Here is a 14,589-nt window from a genome sequence, read left to right as displayed (position 1 = left end):
GGGATTCTGGAAATGCTCAAAAAGAGATGATAAACAATTGAATACTGTGGATAACACAATTTTTATCCATAAAAAAACCCGGTATAAACCGGGTTTTTCGATAATTGCACTGCCGAAGCAGAAAACAATTAACGTTTGGAGAACTGCGGACGACGACGTGCTTTGCGCAGACCGACTTTTTTACGTTCAACCTGACGAGCGTCACGAGTAACGAAGCCAGCTTTACGCAGTTCAGAGCGCAGGGACTCGTCGTACTCCATCAGAGCGCGGGTGATACCGTGACGGATCGCACCTGCCTGACCGGAGATACCACCACCTTTAACAGTGATGTACAGGTCCAGTTTTTCTACCATATCAACCAGTTCCAGCGGCTGACGAACTACCATGCGGGCAGTTTCACGACCGAAGTACTGTTCCAGAGAACGCTGATTGATAACGATTTTACCGTTGCCCGGTTTGATAAACACGCGAGCGGCGGAGCTTTTGCGGCGACCAGTGCCGTAGTATTGATTTTCAGCCATTGCCTATAATCCCGATTAGATGTCAAGAACTTGCGGTTGCTGTGCCGCGTGGTTGTGCTCGTTACCCGCGTAAACTTTCAGTTTACGGTACATAGCACGACCCAGCGGGCCTTTTGGCAGCATGCCTTTAACCGCGATTTCAATCACACGCTCAGGACGGCGGGCAATCATCTCTTCAAAGGTCGCTTCTTTGATACCACCGATGTGGCCGGTGTGGTGATAGTACATTTTGTCAGAACGCTTGTTGCCGGTAACAGCAACTTTTTCTGCGTTCAGAACGATGATGTAATCACCGGTATCTACGTGCGGAGTGTATTCCGCTTTATGCTTACCGCGCAGGCGACGAGCCAGTTCGGTAGCCAGACGGCCCAGAGTTTTACCGGTCGCGTCAACAACATACCAGTCGCGTTTTACGGTTTCTGGTTTAGCTGTAAAAGTTTTCATTATAAAGCTTACCCAAATAATTAGTTACACGTTGGTGAACACCCAAACGCCTAAAAACAAATGGAGGTTCACACGACATTGTCCAGTAAACCTACCCCCTCGGATATGTTTGCCGGCACACAAGAGTTTCGGGAAAAAAACCTTGTTGTAACGTGGGGTCGCAGGATTATAGAGAACTCAGGGTCAAAGATCGACCCCTTTTTATGATTTCCTTTGGGTTTATGCAACCTGCCACGCGCGCTGAGATTAAAACAAAAACGGCCAGTTACGGCATATGCGAACGCTTGAGATACTCCTCACTCTGCATCTCCTGCAGGCGAGATAAACAGCGCTGAAACTCAAATTTTAAGCGCTCACCCTGATAGATGTCATACAAAGGCGCGGCGGCGCTGACCACCAGCTTGACGTGGCGTTCGTAAAACTCATCCACCAGCGCAATAAACCGGCGCGCCTCGCTCTCCATCAGCGAAGTCATCACCGGGACATCAAACAGCATCACCGTGTGGAACAGCCGCGAAAGCGCGATGTAATCATGCTGGCTTCGCGCGTCCACGCACAGCGTGGCAAACGACACCGCCAGCGTTTGATTCTCCACCCCGAGCGTGGGCATCTGCCGGTGGTTAATCTCCAGCTCAGGCGCATGCTCACGCTTTGCGCCAGCCAGCGCCAGCCAGAGTTTGTCCATCTGCTGCGTGGTATCAGCATTGAGCGGCGTCAGCCACAAATGCGCCTGTGTCAACGTGCGCAGACGGTAATCCACGCCCGCATCGACATTCATAATGTCGCAAAACTGTTTGATAGCCTCAATTGCAGGCAGGAAACGCGCGCGTTGCAAACCGTTTCGATACAGCTTATCCGGAGGAATGTTTGAGGTCGCTACAAGCGTTATCCCGCGCGCAAACAGCGCTTTCATCAGGCCGCCCAATAACATGGCATCGGTGATATCGGAGACAAAAAACTCATCAAAACACAGAACATCGGTTTCGGCTTTGAAACGGTCGGCAACAATTTCCAGCGGATCGCTGTGCCCTTGCAGGCTGGTGAGCTCCTCATGTACCCGCAACATAAAGCGGTGGAAGTGCAGGCGCTGCTTACGCGTACCGGGCAAGCTTTGATAGAACATATCCATCAGCCAGGTTTTACCGCGCCCGACGCCGCCCCACATATAAAGGCCGCGAACCGGCTCTTGCTGAGCTGCATCTCGCTTGCCGAGCAGCTTGCCAAACGCTGCCTTTAAGCCACGCGCTGGCGGCACCGTGCTTTCGTTACGGGCAAGCAACTGCTGGTAAATCGTATCAAGCCGGGCGACGGCTTCCTTTTGCACATCATCGGGCTGATGGCTACCCTCGTTGAGGGCATTATGATATCGCGATGTCGGGGAAAGGCTCTGCATGGTGTTATTATTAGCTTGACGAAAAAAAGGCCGCTCTACACTACGCGATGCTGCGTCAGGATTCCACTTCTGTGCTATTAGCGGTTATAGTGGCAATATCGGGCGCAGGTATGGAGCTTGCTGCCACTACCCTACGGAATCACAAAACAACGGGAGAAGTTCATGACCTGGGAATACGCGCTAATTGGATTGGTGGTCGGCATTATCATCGGTGCCGTGGGCATGCGTTTTGGAAACCGCAAATTGCGCCAACAACAGGCCTTGCAGTATGAGCTGGAAAAAAACAAAGCGGAGCTGGAAGAGTACCGTGAAGAGCTGGTGAGCCACTTCGCCCGCAGCGCTGAACTTCTGGACAATATGGCACATGACTACCGCCAGCTTTACCAACATATGGCGAAGAGCTCCAGCAGCCTGCTGCCGGAAATGTCTGCTGAAGAAAATCCGTTCCGCAACCGTCTCTCGGAGTCGGAAGCCAATAACGATCAGGCACCGGTGCAAATCCCGCGCGACTATTCTGACAGCGCGTCCGGCCTGCTACGCGGCGGTTCCAGCCGTAAATAGTCACCGTTTTTACGGGCGCTGAACGTGCGCCCGTCCCTTCTTTCGCATCACAGCTATTATTTAGTCATTCACCTCATTGTTACCCGGTTGAAATTTCAATAACATCAATCTGTTTTGAGACGCCATTCCTTCCACCTTAGGTTACGAGAGCGAGCAGCGATGAATAGACGAACCCAGCTGTTGAGTGCATTTGCGTTAAGTGTCGGGTTAACTCTCTCGGCACCCTTCCCGTCTGTGGCGGCAATACCGTCGCAAATACCCGGTCAGGGCGCGCTGCCAAGCCTCGCGCCGGTGCTGGAAAAGGTTTTGCCCGCGGTGGTGAGCGTGCAGGTCGAGGGCACGGCGATGCAAGGCCAGAAAGTGCCGGAGGAGCTGAAAAAGTATTTCGGCGACGAGCTGCCGGATCAGCAACAAGCGCAGCCTTTTGAAGGCCTCGGCTCCGGCGTCATTATTGACGCGGTGAAAGGCTACGTACTGACGAATAATCATGTGGTTAATCAGGCGCAGAAAATCAGCGTTCAGTTAAACGATGGCCGCGAGTTCGATGCCAAACTGATTGGTAGCGACGATCAGAGTGATATCGCGCTGCTGCAACTGCAAAATGCCAGCAACCTGACGCAAATCGCTGTTGCCGACTCGGATAATTTGCGCGTCGGCGATTTCGTCATTGCCGTGGGTAACCCGTTCGGTCTTGGGCAGACGGCAACGTCAGGGATTGTTTCTGCGCTGGGTCGCAGCGGTCTGAATCTTGAAGGGCTGGAAAACTTTATCCAGACAGATGCTTCCATTAACCGTGGCAACTCCGGCGGCGCGCTACTCAATCTGAACGGTGAGCTGATTGGTATCAATACCGCGATTCTGGCACCTGGCGGCGGCAGCGTCGGGATTGGCTTTGCTATCCCAAGCAATATGGCGCAGACGCTCTCAAAACAACTGATTCAGTTTGGCGAGATAAAACGCGGCCTGCTCGGTATTAAAGGCACCGAAATGAGCGCTGATATCGCCAAAGCATTCAACCTGAACGTGCAGCGCGGCGCGTTTGTCAGCGAAGTATTGCCTAATTCAGGCTCAGCGAAAGCAGGCATTAAATCTGGTGATGTGATTGTCAGTTTAAATGGCAAACCGCTTAGCAGCTTTGCCGAACTGCGCTCGCGCATTGCGACCACCGAACCGGGCGCAAAAGTGAAGCTCGGGTTGCTGCGTAACGGTAAACCGCTGGATGTTGAAGTGACGCTGGATAAAAGCACCTCTTCGTCTGCCAGTGCGGAAATCATTGCGCCATCCTTGCAGGGCGCTTCGCTTAGCGACGGTCAACTGAAAGACGGCACCAAAGGCATCACCGTCGATAATGTCGAAAAAGGCAGCGCGGCGGCCCAGGCAGGTCTGCATAAAGATGATGTGATTATTGGCGTCAACCGCGATCGGGTGCGGTCGATTGCCGAAATGCGCAAGGTGCTGGAAGGTAAACCGTCGGTGATTGCGCTGCATATCATTCGCGGAAACGACAGCATCTACCTGCTGTTGCGCTAAACATTTTTCTCCGGGCATCGCGCGCATGGGATGTCCGGAGAACTCATGGTATGCTGCGTTCGATTCCTTTTTAACGATTATCCCATCATGTATGTGAAGCTTTTACGCTCGATTGCAATCGGTGTGGTTGTGGGTGGACTGATTATCGCCGCCATGCCCTCATTGCGTCAGAACAACTCGCTCACGGCGCATCAATTCGATAGCGCTGATGAAACCCCCGTGAGCTATAACCAGGCGGTTCGCCGGGCGGCACCGGCGGTAGTGAACGTCTATAACCGCAGCCTGAACAGCTCTACCCACGATCGTCTCGAAATCCGCACGCTCGGTTCCGGCGTTATTATGGATCAGCGTGGTTATATCATTACCAACAAGCATGTGATTAATGATGCGGACCAGATTATCGTGGCATTGCAGGATGGCCGGGTATTTGAAGCCTTGCTGGTTGGCTCGGACTCACTGACCGATCTGGCGGTGCTGAAAGTGAATGCCAACGGCGGGCTGCCGGTTATCCCTATTAACGCGAAGCGCATTCCACACATTGGTGATGTGGTGCTGGCCATCGGTAACCCGTATAACCTCGGGCAAACCATCACCCAGGGGATTATTAGCGCCACGGGGCGCATCGGCCTGAACCCTACGGGTCGGCAGAATTTCTTGCAGACCGATGCCTCTATCAATCACGGTAACTCCGGCGGCGCGCTGGTAAACTCGCTGGGCGAGCTGATGGGCATTAATACCCTCTCGTTTGATAAGAGCAACGATGGCGAAACGCCGGAAGGCATCGGTTTTGCCATTCCTTTCCAGCTGGCCACCAAAATTATGGATAAGCTTATCCGCGATGGCCGCGTTATTCGGGGTTATATCGGGATAGGCGGTCGGGAAATAGCACCGCTACACGCCCAGGGCGGCGGTATCGATCCGATTCAGGGGATTGTGGTAAACGAAGTATCACCGGATGGCCCGGCGGCGCGCGCAGGCATTCAGATCAATGATGTTATCACTTCGGTTAATGGCAAACCGGCGGTATCCGCGCTTGAAACCATGGATCAGGTTGCCGAGATACGTCCGGGTTCCGAGATCCCGGTAGAGGTCATGCGTGATGACAAAAAACTTACGCTGCAGGTGACGATTGCCGAATACCCGGCGACCAACTGACAAGCACAAAAAAACCGGAGCGAAACAGGCTCCGGTTTTTTTTAACTTACGCAAACTTAGCGGTTAACGAAATCTTCCCCAAGCTGAATATCTTTTTTCAGCGTCTCCAGCATGCCATCAAGTGACTGCTGCTCGAACGCGCTGAGCTTACCGATAGCGCGGCGCTCTTCGATACCGTTTTTCCCAAGCAACAGCGGCTGAGAGAAGAAGCGCGCGTATTCGCCATCGCCTTCAACATACGCACACTCAACAATACCCTGCTCGCCCTGCAAGGCGCGCACCAGCGACAGGCCAAAGCGTGCTGCGGCCTGACCCATAGAGAGTGTTGCAGAGCCGCCACCCGCTTTTGCTTCAACCACTTCGGTACCGGCGTTCTGGATACGTTTGGTCAGCGAGGCCACTTCCTGCTCGCTAAAACTCACGCCTGGCACCTGCGACAACAGCGGCAGAATGGTGACGCCTGAGTGGCCACCGATAACCGGCACATCTATCTCGCCCGGCTGTTTATTTTTCAGCTCTGCAACAAAGGTATTGGAGCGGATTATGTCCAGCGTGGTGACGCCAAACAAACGGTTCTTGTCATAAACGCCGGCTTTTTTCAGCACTTCCGCCGCGATAGCGACCGTGGTATTCACCGGGTTAGTGATGATGCCAATGCAGGCTTTCGGCGCGGTTTTCGCAACCTGCGCCACCAGGTTTTTGACGATACCTGCGTTAACATTAAACAGATCAGAGCGATCCATTCCCGGTTTACGGGCAACGCCTGCGGAAATCAGCACCACATCGGCCCCTTCCAGCGCAGGCGTGGCATCTTCGCCGGAGAAACCTTTAATTTTCACATCAGTAGGAATATGGCTGAGATCAACGGCGACCCCAGGCGTGACAGGAGCAATATCATACAGGGAGAGTTCTGAACCAGAAGGCAGTTGCGTTTTCAGTAGTAGGGCTAGCGCCTGGCCGATACCGCCAGCTGCGCCGAGGACTGCGACTTTCATCCTAAACTCCTTATTGTGGTTAGCTAAATATTTCGTTACTCCGTTGCGACGACCTTAATTCACCCTGACAATGATGACAATATATGCGCCAATATTCTGTGGCGTAGCACACTGTTAGTTCTTATTAGCGGGTGAATATAACCGACAGGACGGCAAACTCAGGAACTAACATAAAGAGATTATAATATAGCCTCTGAAGTCGCTAAAATTACATCAACTTCATAACATTAATTTTACTTTTTCCTTCTGAATGCGACATAACGCACATGCTGCTGTGCTTCGCGGCAGGATTTGGTAAACTCCGCGCCTTTCAACGGTTTTTTTCAGAATTTCCTCCGCGAGATTGATTGCATAAAAATGCATCAATATGCATAATAATGTTGTTTTCACGGCCATAATACGGGTGATTTATGCGAAGCTCGGCAAAACAAGAAGAATTAGTTAAGGCGTTCAAAGCGCTACTAAAAGAAGAGAAATTCAGTTCTCAGGGAGAGATTGTCCAGGCTTTACAGGAAGAAGGCTTCGAGAATATTAATCAGTCCAAAGTCTCCCGCATGTTGACCAAATTCGGCGCGGTGCGTACCCGCAACGCCAAAATGGAGATGGTCTACTGCCTGCCGGTCGAACTGGGCGTCCCCACCACCTCTAGCCCGCTGAAGAATCTGGTGCTGGATATCGATTATAACGATGCGGTCGTGGTTATCCATACCAGCCCCGGAGCGGCGCAGTTGATTGCCCGCCTGCTGGACTCGCTGGGAAAAGCGGAAGGCATCCTCGGCACTATCGCGGGCGACGATACGATTTTCACCACCCCGGCCAGAGGTTTCACGGTGAAGGATCTCTACGAAGCCATCCTTGTGCTGTTTGAACAAGAACTGTGAGTCGGTTCCCCACGGCTTTGGCTGTGGGGGAATGTTCGGCACTTTTGCATTCAAACGTGACGATCCACCATAATTAATTTAACAGTTAGTGCGATTTACTGTTTCATTTCCTCCACTAAGTGCTTCTCACCGCACGAAAAATCAAAATCAAATATCTATATGATTTTATTAGCTATCGTTAATAAATTCAGCTCAGCCATGCGCTTTTTTATTCATAAAAGTAATAAAAACGTCATTTCTTAATAATTAATTGCACAGGCAACAATTAGGTTGGTATTAATTTTTTGCGTGATTAGTGTATACTTGATTTTGTGATGAGGGTCACGAAATAAGACCCCACAAAAAAATTTAAGAAAAGAATACGACGAGGTAAGAACCATGAATATTAAATCAACTGTAGTCACCATGAGCCTTCTTTCAGCATTGTCATTCGGCGCTTTTGCAGCGGAATCCATCAATGCAGAACAGGCGCAATCCCGCCAGTCGCTGGGCACCGTTTCCGTTGGCGCTATCGCATCCTCACCGATGGACATGCGCGCGCAGCTGGACAAAAAAGCCGACGAGCAAGGGGCTTCAGCCTATCGCGTGATTGAAGCGCGTACCGGTTCCCACTGGCATGCCACGGCTGAGCTGTATAAATAAGTTTTATTGAAAAAACTGTGTATTAACGCTCAACGGCACCAGGCATAAAAATAGCAGTACAACCCTTCTCGCCGTTGAGACAAGCTTTTGGAGACAATTATGAAACGCAATGTAATCATCGCATCTTTAGGTCTTGCATCCCTTATTTCTTTCGGCGCAGGTGCCGCTACGCTTGTAAACAACGACCAGGCAAGCAACCTGCAACCGATGGGCAGCATCTCTGTTTCTCAAATCGCTGGCGTACCGATGGACATCCGTCAGGAGCTGTCAGCGAAAGCCGATAAAGCGGGCGCCAGCAGCTATCGCATCGTCGAAGCACGCACTGGCGATCACACCCACGTAACGGCAGAACTGTACAAATAAACCCTCGTCGTCTAGTCCGACGACTTGCCCCTGCTTGCCAGGGGCCTTTTTGAGTCCGGCAACGCTCAAAACGAATAGCGAATATTCGCATTAAAAGTATGGTTCATATTATATCGCCCGAACGCAGAGCGTTCCACTTCCAGACCGAAACGTAGATTATCCTTTACCTCTCCGTTGAGGCCAACGTGGTATAGCATACGGCTATCCTTTTTCCCGCCCGTATGTCTCTCTGCCCAGGCATCGCGCAAAACCATTGTGCCATTAGCCTGCAAATCGACCTGGTAATCCAGGCCTCCCCGCAAGGTAACAGCCCAGTTTTCTCCACTAAAACGTTTACCCACCGTGACACCTGCCCGACCGATAAGCGGGTTAAATTTCTTCTGATATATTGCAAGGGTTGTGTTTTGCTCCTGCCATTTCAAGCGAGTGCCGGACACCGCACCATAAACCAGCTCTGCCTGTGGCTCGATAAAAAAGTCTGTTGCCAGATGATAGCGATAGCCCATCTCCAGGCCGCCATACCATGAATGTGTGGTGTCGTTCTGTTGCCCCGGCCCGGCAAATTTCAGCTGGTAGTCATTCTTGTGCTGGATATATTTACCGATAACATCCAGCCAGGCTCCGGAATCAAATATCGCTGACGCATAAAGTCCACCGCCAAAGGAGCGTGTGTTGCCGCGAAACTCGCGGTCACGCGCATGGCTGTGGCTATAACTGACCATCACACCGGTAAATAGGTCTGCGCCCTGCTGGCGATGCTTTCTATCAAAACCGGCCTGAAGTAACGTGTAATTATCCGCGTATCCCTCTTCACCCGATCCGCTACTTTGGGTCGTCCGAACCCATAAACCAGCCTGTTCTCGGGTATCCCGCAGCTCACCCATGCGCTTATTTACGTTATTAACGAGTGTGATAAATTTTTTATATCCCAGCCCGAGAAAACGAGTGGCTACCGCCGTTTTTGCCGGGTCAGGGCGCGATTCGAATCCTTTAAGTATCCACTGCGTCGTCCCGGCCTCCTGGCGAACGCTCATCACCGGCTGTAACTGACTAAAACCGCTCACGTAGCCAGCAAATTTAAACATTTTGGCACTGGTGCCGGTGGGGACGATGACCAAAGGAATAAAAATCTTTTCCTGGCCTGATGGCTTTTTAAGAAGATCAAGAAACAGCGTATTGTTCTGGCCTTTGGCTCTCTTCGTCACCACGACTTTGTCACTTCCCTGAAGATCGGTACGCAGTACGATCCCTGATTTATTCGCCCGTAAATTCTCTACGGTCAACGTGTTGAATGCCTTGCCACTGCCGGAGAAACTGACCAGCGAGCGAACCAGCGAGAGGTCAGCCACTTGCGCTTTACCCGGTATTTGCCAGCGTGTTTCCGTTACGTTAACGCGCCCCTGCGGCGCGGTAATATTCCCGTGCCAACTATTTTTAAAGTCGCCAAACATGACCACCTTTTTTTGCTGCTCCGGGGTGAGCTTGTCGGCCAGCCGTAGATTATCTTTTGTGCCCATGTGCACCACCGCCCTCTGTGGCGCGTGGATATCTCCCGTAAAAAAAACAAAAGGCGATACGCGTAATACCGAATCTTCTTTGAGTTCATAGCCAGCACTATCTATCAGGGTATAAAACGATGGGATGACTTGCTGTTTTGCCTGTACAGGCATTGCGGTCAGCACGAGCGTGGCGGAAGGCCCGACGGTAACGGTTGAGTTCCCCGTCCATCCGGCTCTGGCGGTAAGTTTGGCGTTCTGCTCAAGCGTAAGCGGGGTATGATGAAAAGAACTGTACCCATCCAGTAAAACATACCGTGAGGCAACGTTAACGTTACTGTTCTGACCGGTAATGCTACCGGTGAATTTTTCCCGGATAGTCAGCACCGAATTATCAGCCAGGGACACTGCCCCCTCATAGCGGCTTAAGTCATCATAACGGCTGGCTCGCGATGTTCCAGACTGCGGGAGATTCGTCACGCCTCCGCCGTCATTAAGATCAAGATAGAGCGAGGGGCTACCTAATGTAACGGCTGAGTGGTGCGCCGTAATTTTCCCATAGAGCGAAGCGTTTCTGGCAAGGTGGAAGTGCGTATTTTTGAGAACCAGATTAGCTAATTTGAATGTGCGTCTTTCCCAGTCCTGTTGCAAAAAAGAAACCGGCTGCGTTCTGAGAGAGTTGTCACCTGTACCTTTTAGCTTTTCTGCTGTTTCGGGCGAATTGTACGCATGAATCACCGGGTGCCCCTGAAAAATAAGATGCCCATTTTCCTGGGTGAAGGAGCCGGAAATAGCGACGCTGCCATCAAGCGCCAGCGCGCCGCGGGTATCGGCCTCGACACGGTTCGAAATATTCATGTTGTCATTAAATTGCCCGTGAAACATATAACCGGCGGCTTTACGGCGCGCAAACGCAGTGCTTAAGGCGGCATCACGGTCGTGCCCGATAAATTCCCACCAGGCATCGCTACGCTGATCGAGCGGAAACCAGGAGTATTTCTCGCCTTTTAGCAAAAAATAATCCGTCGTTCCCGTAGAAGAATTTTGATAACCATATACGTCACCGGGCGTGCCTTTCCTGGCCTGCTGCCACTCGCGCACCGGCATATCAGCAAGCTGCCCCTGGTAGTTCAGTGTGATATCAGCGCGCTTTTGGGCGGTATTCGTCAGCACTGCACCATGATCGGCAGCATTGAGCTGACGGAAGGTCAGATCATTACCCTTCGCGTCCAGCTTCCCGCCCCGAAAGCGCCATGAGACGGTGTCCAGATTGACCTGCCTGGCATCAGTCAGGACAACCAACGGCCTGCCGCTGGCAATATCAACGGAGCTAAACGCCTGAACTTTACCGTCCTTGTCCGGCAACTGCGCCAGCACAACGGTGCCATCTCCCACTTTTAGCCCACCAGGATTAATGCCTCGCCCGTTCACCTGCAGTATCCCTGCGCCAATTTTATGCAGGTTATCGCCCGGCATGCCATTCACTTGCCAGATGACTTTTGCATCAGAAGCAACATTTACGCCTCCTCCCACCCACGTTTGCGCGTTTTGCGGCATCAGCGTATAGCTGTCATAAAATGTCAGGCTACCTGCCCCCTGGTTGATATCATCCTGTAACAGAAGCACGCCGCCAACTCCGGAGAAAGCGAGATCCTTCCCGTGGTGCGCACTTTCCCCTCTCTGGCCATGCATGGCGTAAACTTTCTCTCCCTGAGTAATGGTTCCTCCGCCTATTGCCGGGTTAAACCGCCACACCATCAATGCGTTACTGCTGGGGCTAACCACCGGGGGATCGCTATAATTTTGCTTTGCTAATGTCACAAAATTCGGGGGAATAACGGAGTACACATTTTCGCCATAACGATAATCCGTGGTCATGCTTAACGTGGCAACGACCAGCCATTTATTTTGCAAAGCATCCCAGGCAAATAAGGGTGAACCGCTGTCACCGGCAAGCGCAAAACTACTTACCGGACCATTAGCCGGGTTAAAAATATCACCGGAGTGCGTCACCAGGCGTCCCAGGCTGTCTAAATATGGCGTACCGGTTGTTCCGCCCGTAAGGAAGCGATAGCCGCTGCTGATACGTGTAATATTCCCTTCTTTATCTTTTATTTCCTGGGTTCCACTGCCTATTCGGTAAAAAATAGGGAATCGTGATGGATCCTGAAACTTTTCAGGATCCATATTTTCCGGGAAAATCACCGAGGGAATACTCTCAGTCACGACTTTATTAAGTCGAATAACACTAAAATCTTTATCGGAAATATTATCCCTGCCGACCATATCATAATAACCATTGCCAAAGTTAAGGCCTAAAAAGTGTGCGTGGTAATTATGGTAGACAGATATGGCGTACTGAGGCGCCACAATAGTTGCGACGCCCCGGCGATCCACACTGCTAAAATCCGGCATTGGTGCTTTATTCATAACGCCAGGCGATGTGCCGTTTTTATCTCTAATAACGATATTATTCGCGCCGGGGGAAAAAGGCCCTCTATTCGTCGCAAAGTCGCGAAATGTCTGGTAAGGGATCTCTTTACTGACTAAGGAGGGTGGCTCTGCAGAAGGGCTTCCTGAGAATAGTGTACCAAACAGACAGGACGTAAATTTTATTTTTCGAGCAAATATCTTCTTCATACTAACCTTCCACTGGTTTAGTGATGACAGATTTCATTGCCCATCATTTAAAAATCAAAACGTATAAAATAAAAATCATACAAAATTAATTTCTGTTATTTTAAAATACTACCATAGCTCCTTATTAACGTGTTCTGAAAACGCCAGCTTGCTTATTTTACATTAAACCGAAGTTGCCCTTCCAGCTCCTCCTCCGCCTCATCAAATAGCAGGATCAGCGCGCCGAAGCGGCGTCGTTTAATTTCCGACACATTGATGAACTCAATATCTAGCGGCAAAGGCAGCGTCTCCTCCATAATGGTGTCCCACAGAGAGTCAAGATCATGCACTTTGTCCCGCTCAAGCGTGAACTGACGGGAAAACTCGCGGTAAAAAGTCCGTTGATCGGCAATATTTTTAAAATCAAATGTGTAAATAGTCATTATTTTTCGCCACCAGCCTGACAGGGCGGCTTTCACCGCCCGCATGATTACAGTCCTGCAATATGCAACGTTTTCACTTCCAGGTACTCTTCCAGCCCCAGCACTGAGCCTTCCCTGCCTAATCCGGACTCTTTTACGCCGCCGAAAGGACCAACCTCGGTTGAAACCGCGCACTCATTGATACCAATCATGCCGCTTTCAATCGCCTGGGATACGCGAAACACACGTTGCAGATTTTGCGTATAGAAATAGGCCGCCAGACCAAAGGGAGTGGCGTTTGCGCGTTTTATCACCTCTTCCTCACTGGTAAAGCGAAAACACGCAGCGACCGGGCCGAACGTCTCTTCATGCGCCAGCTTCATGCCATCGCTGCAATCTGCCAGCACGGTAGGCTGCCAAAAGTTCCCGCCGAGGCTGTGCGGTTTGCCGCCCGCCAGCACTTTGGCACCTTTGGCGACGGCATCGTTAACGTGCTCCTGCACTTTTTCTACCGCAGAAGGTTCAATCAACGGGCCAACCACGACGCCCTCTTCCAGGCCATTCCCCACTTTCAGGGCATTTACTTTTTCGGCGAGTTTCTGTGTAAACGTGTCATACACAGATTCGTGGATATAGAAGCGGTTTACGCTGACGCAAACCTGGCCTGCGTTGCGGAACTTGTTCGCGATAGCACCGTCTACGGCGGCATCGATATCCGCATCATCAAAGACGATATAAGGTGCGTTCCCCCCAAGCTCCATGGAGACTTTTTTCATGGTGTCTGCCGCGTTGCGCATCAGCGTTTTGCCAACGGCGGTGGAGCCGGTAAAGGAAATTTTCCGCACATCCGGGCTGGCCATAATGGCATCGCTGATGTCCGACGTACTGCCCGCGACTGCGTTAAGCACGCCGTCCGGCACGCCAGCTTTTTTCGCCAGAGCCAGCAGGGCAAATGCACTGAGCGGTGTGCTGCTCGCCGGTTTGATGATGCCGGTACAGCCCGCCGCCAGCGCTGGCCCAAGCTTGCGCGTGAGCATCGCCATTGGGAAGTTCCACGGGGTGATTGCCGCGACGACGCCTATCGGTTCGCGCGTCGCAAGAATACGTGAGCCAGGTTTTACCGGCGGGATAATCTCGCCGTTGGCGCGTTTCGCCTCTTCAGCAAACCACTGAATAAAGCTGGCGGCGTATTCCACTTCACCTTCCGCTTCTTTCAAGGGTTTACCCTGCTCGGTGGTCATCAAACGGCCCAGCCAGCTTTTGTTTTCAATGATTAATTCATACCAGCGATAGAGAATGGCCGAGCGTTCTTTCGCGGTTTTGGCCCGCCAGGCAGGGAAAGCGCGTACTGCGGCGGCAATGGCTTCTTCCGTCTCCTTTTTGCCTGCTTTGGCGACGCGGGCAATTTTCTCACCGGTTGCCGGGTTAAGAACGTCAAATGTTGCGTCCAGCGACTTCCAGACGCCATCCACCAAATAGCCGGTCTGGAATAGCGCATTATCCTGCAGTGCCTGGGTTGTCATTTGTCCTCCCGAACTGTGATTTAGGGTATCTCCATAAAGTATAG

General features: G+C 51.5%; 13 protein-coding genes. 6 read left to right on the top strand and 7 right to left on the bottom strand.

The window, feature by feature from the left end; translation table 11 throughout:
* Window positions 1–128 precede the first annotated feature (128 nt).
* The 3 genes from rpsI to zapE form a co-directional block, all read right to left on the bottom strand.
* Window positions 129–521, bottom strand: coding sequence for a 30S ribosomal protein S9 (gene rpsI, locus ACTU3N_RS05545; RefSeq protein ID WP_000829818.1), 393 nt, complete (start codon window positions 519–521; stop codon window positions 129–131).
* A gap of 15 nt (window positions 522–536) precedes the next feature.
* Window positions 537–968 carry a 50S ribosomal protein L13 gene (gene rplM / locus ACTU3N_RS05540; protein ID WP_443085204.1) on the bottom strand — a complete coding sequence of 144 codons (432 nt, stop codon included), beginning with the start codon at window positions 966–968 and terminating at the stop codon, window positions 537–539.
* A 262-nt stretch (window positions 969–1,230) separates the two neighbouring features.
* Window positions 1,231–2,358 carry a cell division protein ZapE gene (gene zapE / locus ACTU3N_RS05535; RefSeq protein WP_443085140.1) on the bottom strand — a complete coding sequence of 376 codons (1,128 nt, stop codon included), beginning with the start codon at window positions 2,356–2,358 and terminating at the stop codon, window positions 1,231–1,233.
* A gap of 162 nt (window positions 2,359–2,520) precedes the next feature.
* On the opposite strand from zapE, the gene zapG reads away from it, so the two are divergent.
* The 3 genes from zapG (at window position 2,521) to degS (ending at window position 5,604) form a co-directional block, all read left to right on the top strand.
* The gene (zapG, locus tag ACTU3N_RS05530; protein ID WP_443085139.1) at window positions 2,521–2,919 is read left to right on the top strand and encodes a Z-ring associated protein ZapG; all 399 of its coding nucleotides are present in this window, start codon (window positions 2,521–2,523) and stop codon (window positions 2,917–2,919) included.
* A 159-nt stretch (window positions 2,920–3,078) separates the two neighbouring features.
* Window positions 3,079–4,449 carry a serine endoprotease DegQ gene (gene degQ / locus ACTU3N_RS05525; protein WP_443085138.1) on the top strand — a complete coding sequence of 457 codons (1,371 nt, stop codon included), beginning with the start codon at window positions 3,079–3,081 and terminating at the stop codon, window positions 4,447–4,449.
* 45 nt (window positions 4,450–4,494) lie between these two features.
* Window positions 4,495–5,604: an outer membrane-stress sensor serine endopeptidase DegS gene (gene degS / locus ACTU3N_RS05520; protein WP_443085137.1), complete on the top strand. Its 1,110-nt coding sequence runs from the start codon at window positions 4,495–4,497 to the stop codon at window positions 5,602–5,604.
* A gap of 56 nt (window positions 5,605–5,660) precedes the next feature.
* On the opposite strand, the gene mdh is transcribed toward degS, so the two are convergent.
* Window positions 5,661–6,599: a malate dehydrogenase gene (mdh, locus tag ACTU3N_RS05515; protein ID WP_443085135.1), complete on the bottom strand. Its 939-nt coding sequence runs from the start codon at window positions 6,597–6,599 to the stop codon at window positions 5,661–5,663.
* A 410-nt stretch (window positions 6,600–7,009) separates the two neighbouring features.
* Between mdh and argR the strand changes: the two genes are divergently transcribed.
* From argR to yhcN (ACTU3N_RS05500), 3 genes are all read left to right on the top strand, one after another.
* On the top strand, window positions 7,010–7,480 hold the full coding sequence (gene argR / locus ACTU3N_RS05510; RefSeq protein ID WP_443085134.1) for a transcriptional regulator ArgR: 471 nt from the start codon (window positions 7,010–7,012) through the stop codon (window positions 7,478–7,480).
* Between the two features lie 378 nt (window positions 7,481–7,858).
* Window positions 7,859–8,122, top strand: coding sequence for a peroxide/acid stress response protein YhcN (gene yhcN, locus ACTU3N_RS05505; protein WP_443085133.1), 264 nt, complete (start codon window positions 7,859–7,861; stop codon window positions 8,120–8,122).
* A 99-nt stretch (window positions 8,123–8,221) separates the two neighbouring features.
* Entirely contained in the window at window positions 8,222–8,485 is a 264-nt protein-coding gene (yhcN, locus tag ACTU3N_RS05500; protein ID WP_443085132.1) for a peroxide/acid stress response protein YhcN, read from the top strand.
* A 65-nt stretch (window positions 8,486–8,550) separates the two neighbouring features.
* On the opposite strand, the gene ACTU3N_RS05495 is transcribed toward yhcN (ACTU3N_RS05500), so the two are convergent.
* The 3 genes from ACTU3N_RS05495 to ACTU3N_RS05485 all read right to left on the bottom strand — a co-directional run bounded on the left by ACTU3N_RS05495 (window position 8,551) and on the right by ACTU3N_RS05485 (window position 14,545).
* Window positions 8,551–12,621, bottom strand: a complete 4,071-nt coding sequence (locus tag ACTU3N_RS05495; RefSeq protein ID WP_443085131.1) for a S6 family peptidase — start codon at window positions 12,619–12,621, stop codon at window positions 8,551–8,553.
* A gap of 152 nt (window positions 12,622–12,773) precedes the next feature.
* Window positions 12,774–13,043 (bottom strand): barstar family protein, encoded by a 270-nt coding sequence (locus tag ACTU3N_RS05490; protein ID WP_443085130.1) that lies wholly within the window; start codon window positions 13,041–13,043, stop codon window positions 12,774–12,776.
* Between the two features lie 47 nt (window positions 13,044–13,090).
* Window positions 13,091–14,545 (bottom strand): NAD-dependent succinate-semialdehyde dehydrogenase, encoded by a 1,455-nt coding sequence (locus ACTU3N_RS05485; protein WP_443085129.1) that lies wholly within the window; start codon window positions 14,543–14,545, stop codon window positions 13,091–13,093.
* Window positions 14,546–14,589 lie beyond the last annotated feature (44 nt).

The organism is Vagococcus sp. WN89Y, from assembly GCF_052220145.1.
In the GTDB taxonomy this organism is placed as follows: domain Bacteria; phylum Pseudomonadota; class Gammaproteobacteria; order Enterobacterales; family Enterobacteriaceae; genus Kosakonia.
Note: the sequence above shows the minus strand (reverse complement) of the source record. Positions and strands in the feature narration are given on the sequence as shown.

Bases quoted from the DNA above. Each gene is read 5' to 3' on its own strand.
- ACTU3N_RS05485 (WP_443085129.1), bottom strand. From the start codon at position 14,545: ATGACAACCCAGGCACTGCAGGATAATGCGCTATTCCAGACCGGCTAT.
- rpsI (WP_000829818.1), bottom strand. From the start codon at position 521: ATGGCTGAAAATCAATACTACGGCACTGGTCGCCGCAAAAGCTCCGCC.
- degQ (WP_443085138.1), top strand. From the start codon at position 3,079: ATGAATAGACGAACCCAGCTGTTGAGTGCATTTGCGTTAAGTGTCGGG.
- yhcN (WP_443085133.1), top strand. From the start codon at position 7,859: ATGAATATTAAATCAACTGTAGTCACCATGAGCCTTCTTTCAGCATTG.
- ACTU3N_RS05495 (WP_443085131.1), bottom strand. From the start codon at position 12,621: ATGAAGAAGATATTTGCTCGAAAAATAAAATTTACGTCCTGTCTGTTT.
- degS (WP_443085137.1), top strand. From the start codon at position 4,495: ATGGTATGCTGCGTTCGATTCCTTTTTAACGATTATCCCATCATGTAT.
- argR (WP_443085134.1), top strand. From the start codon at position 7,010: ATGCGAAGCTCGGCAAAACAAGAAGAATTAGTTAAGGCGTTCAAAGCG.
- yhcN (WP_443085132.1), top strand. From the start codon at position 8,222: ATGAAACGCAATGTAATCATCGCATCTTTAGGTCTTGCATCCCTTATT.
- mdh (WP_443085135.1), bottom strand. From the start codon at position 6,599: ATGAAAGTCGCAGTCCTCGGCGCAGCTGGCGGTATCGGCCAGGCGCTA.
- zapG (WP_443085139.1), top strand. From the start codon at position 2,521: ATGACCTGGGAATACGCGCTAATTGGATTGGTGGTCGGCATTATCATC.
- zapE (WP_443085140.1), bottom strand. From the start codon at position 2,358: ATGCAGAGCCTTTCCCCGACATCGCGATATCATAATGCCCTCAACGAG.
- ACTU3N_RS05490 (WP_443085130.1), bottom strand. From the start codon at position 13,043: ATGACTATTTACACATTTGATTTTAAAAATATTGCCGATCAACGGACT.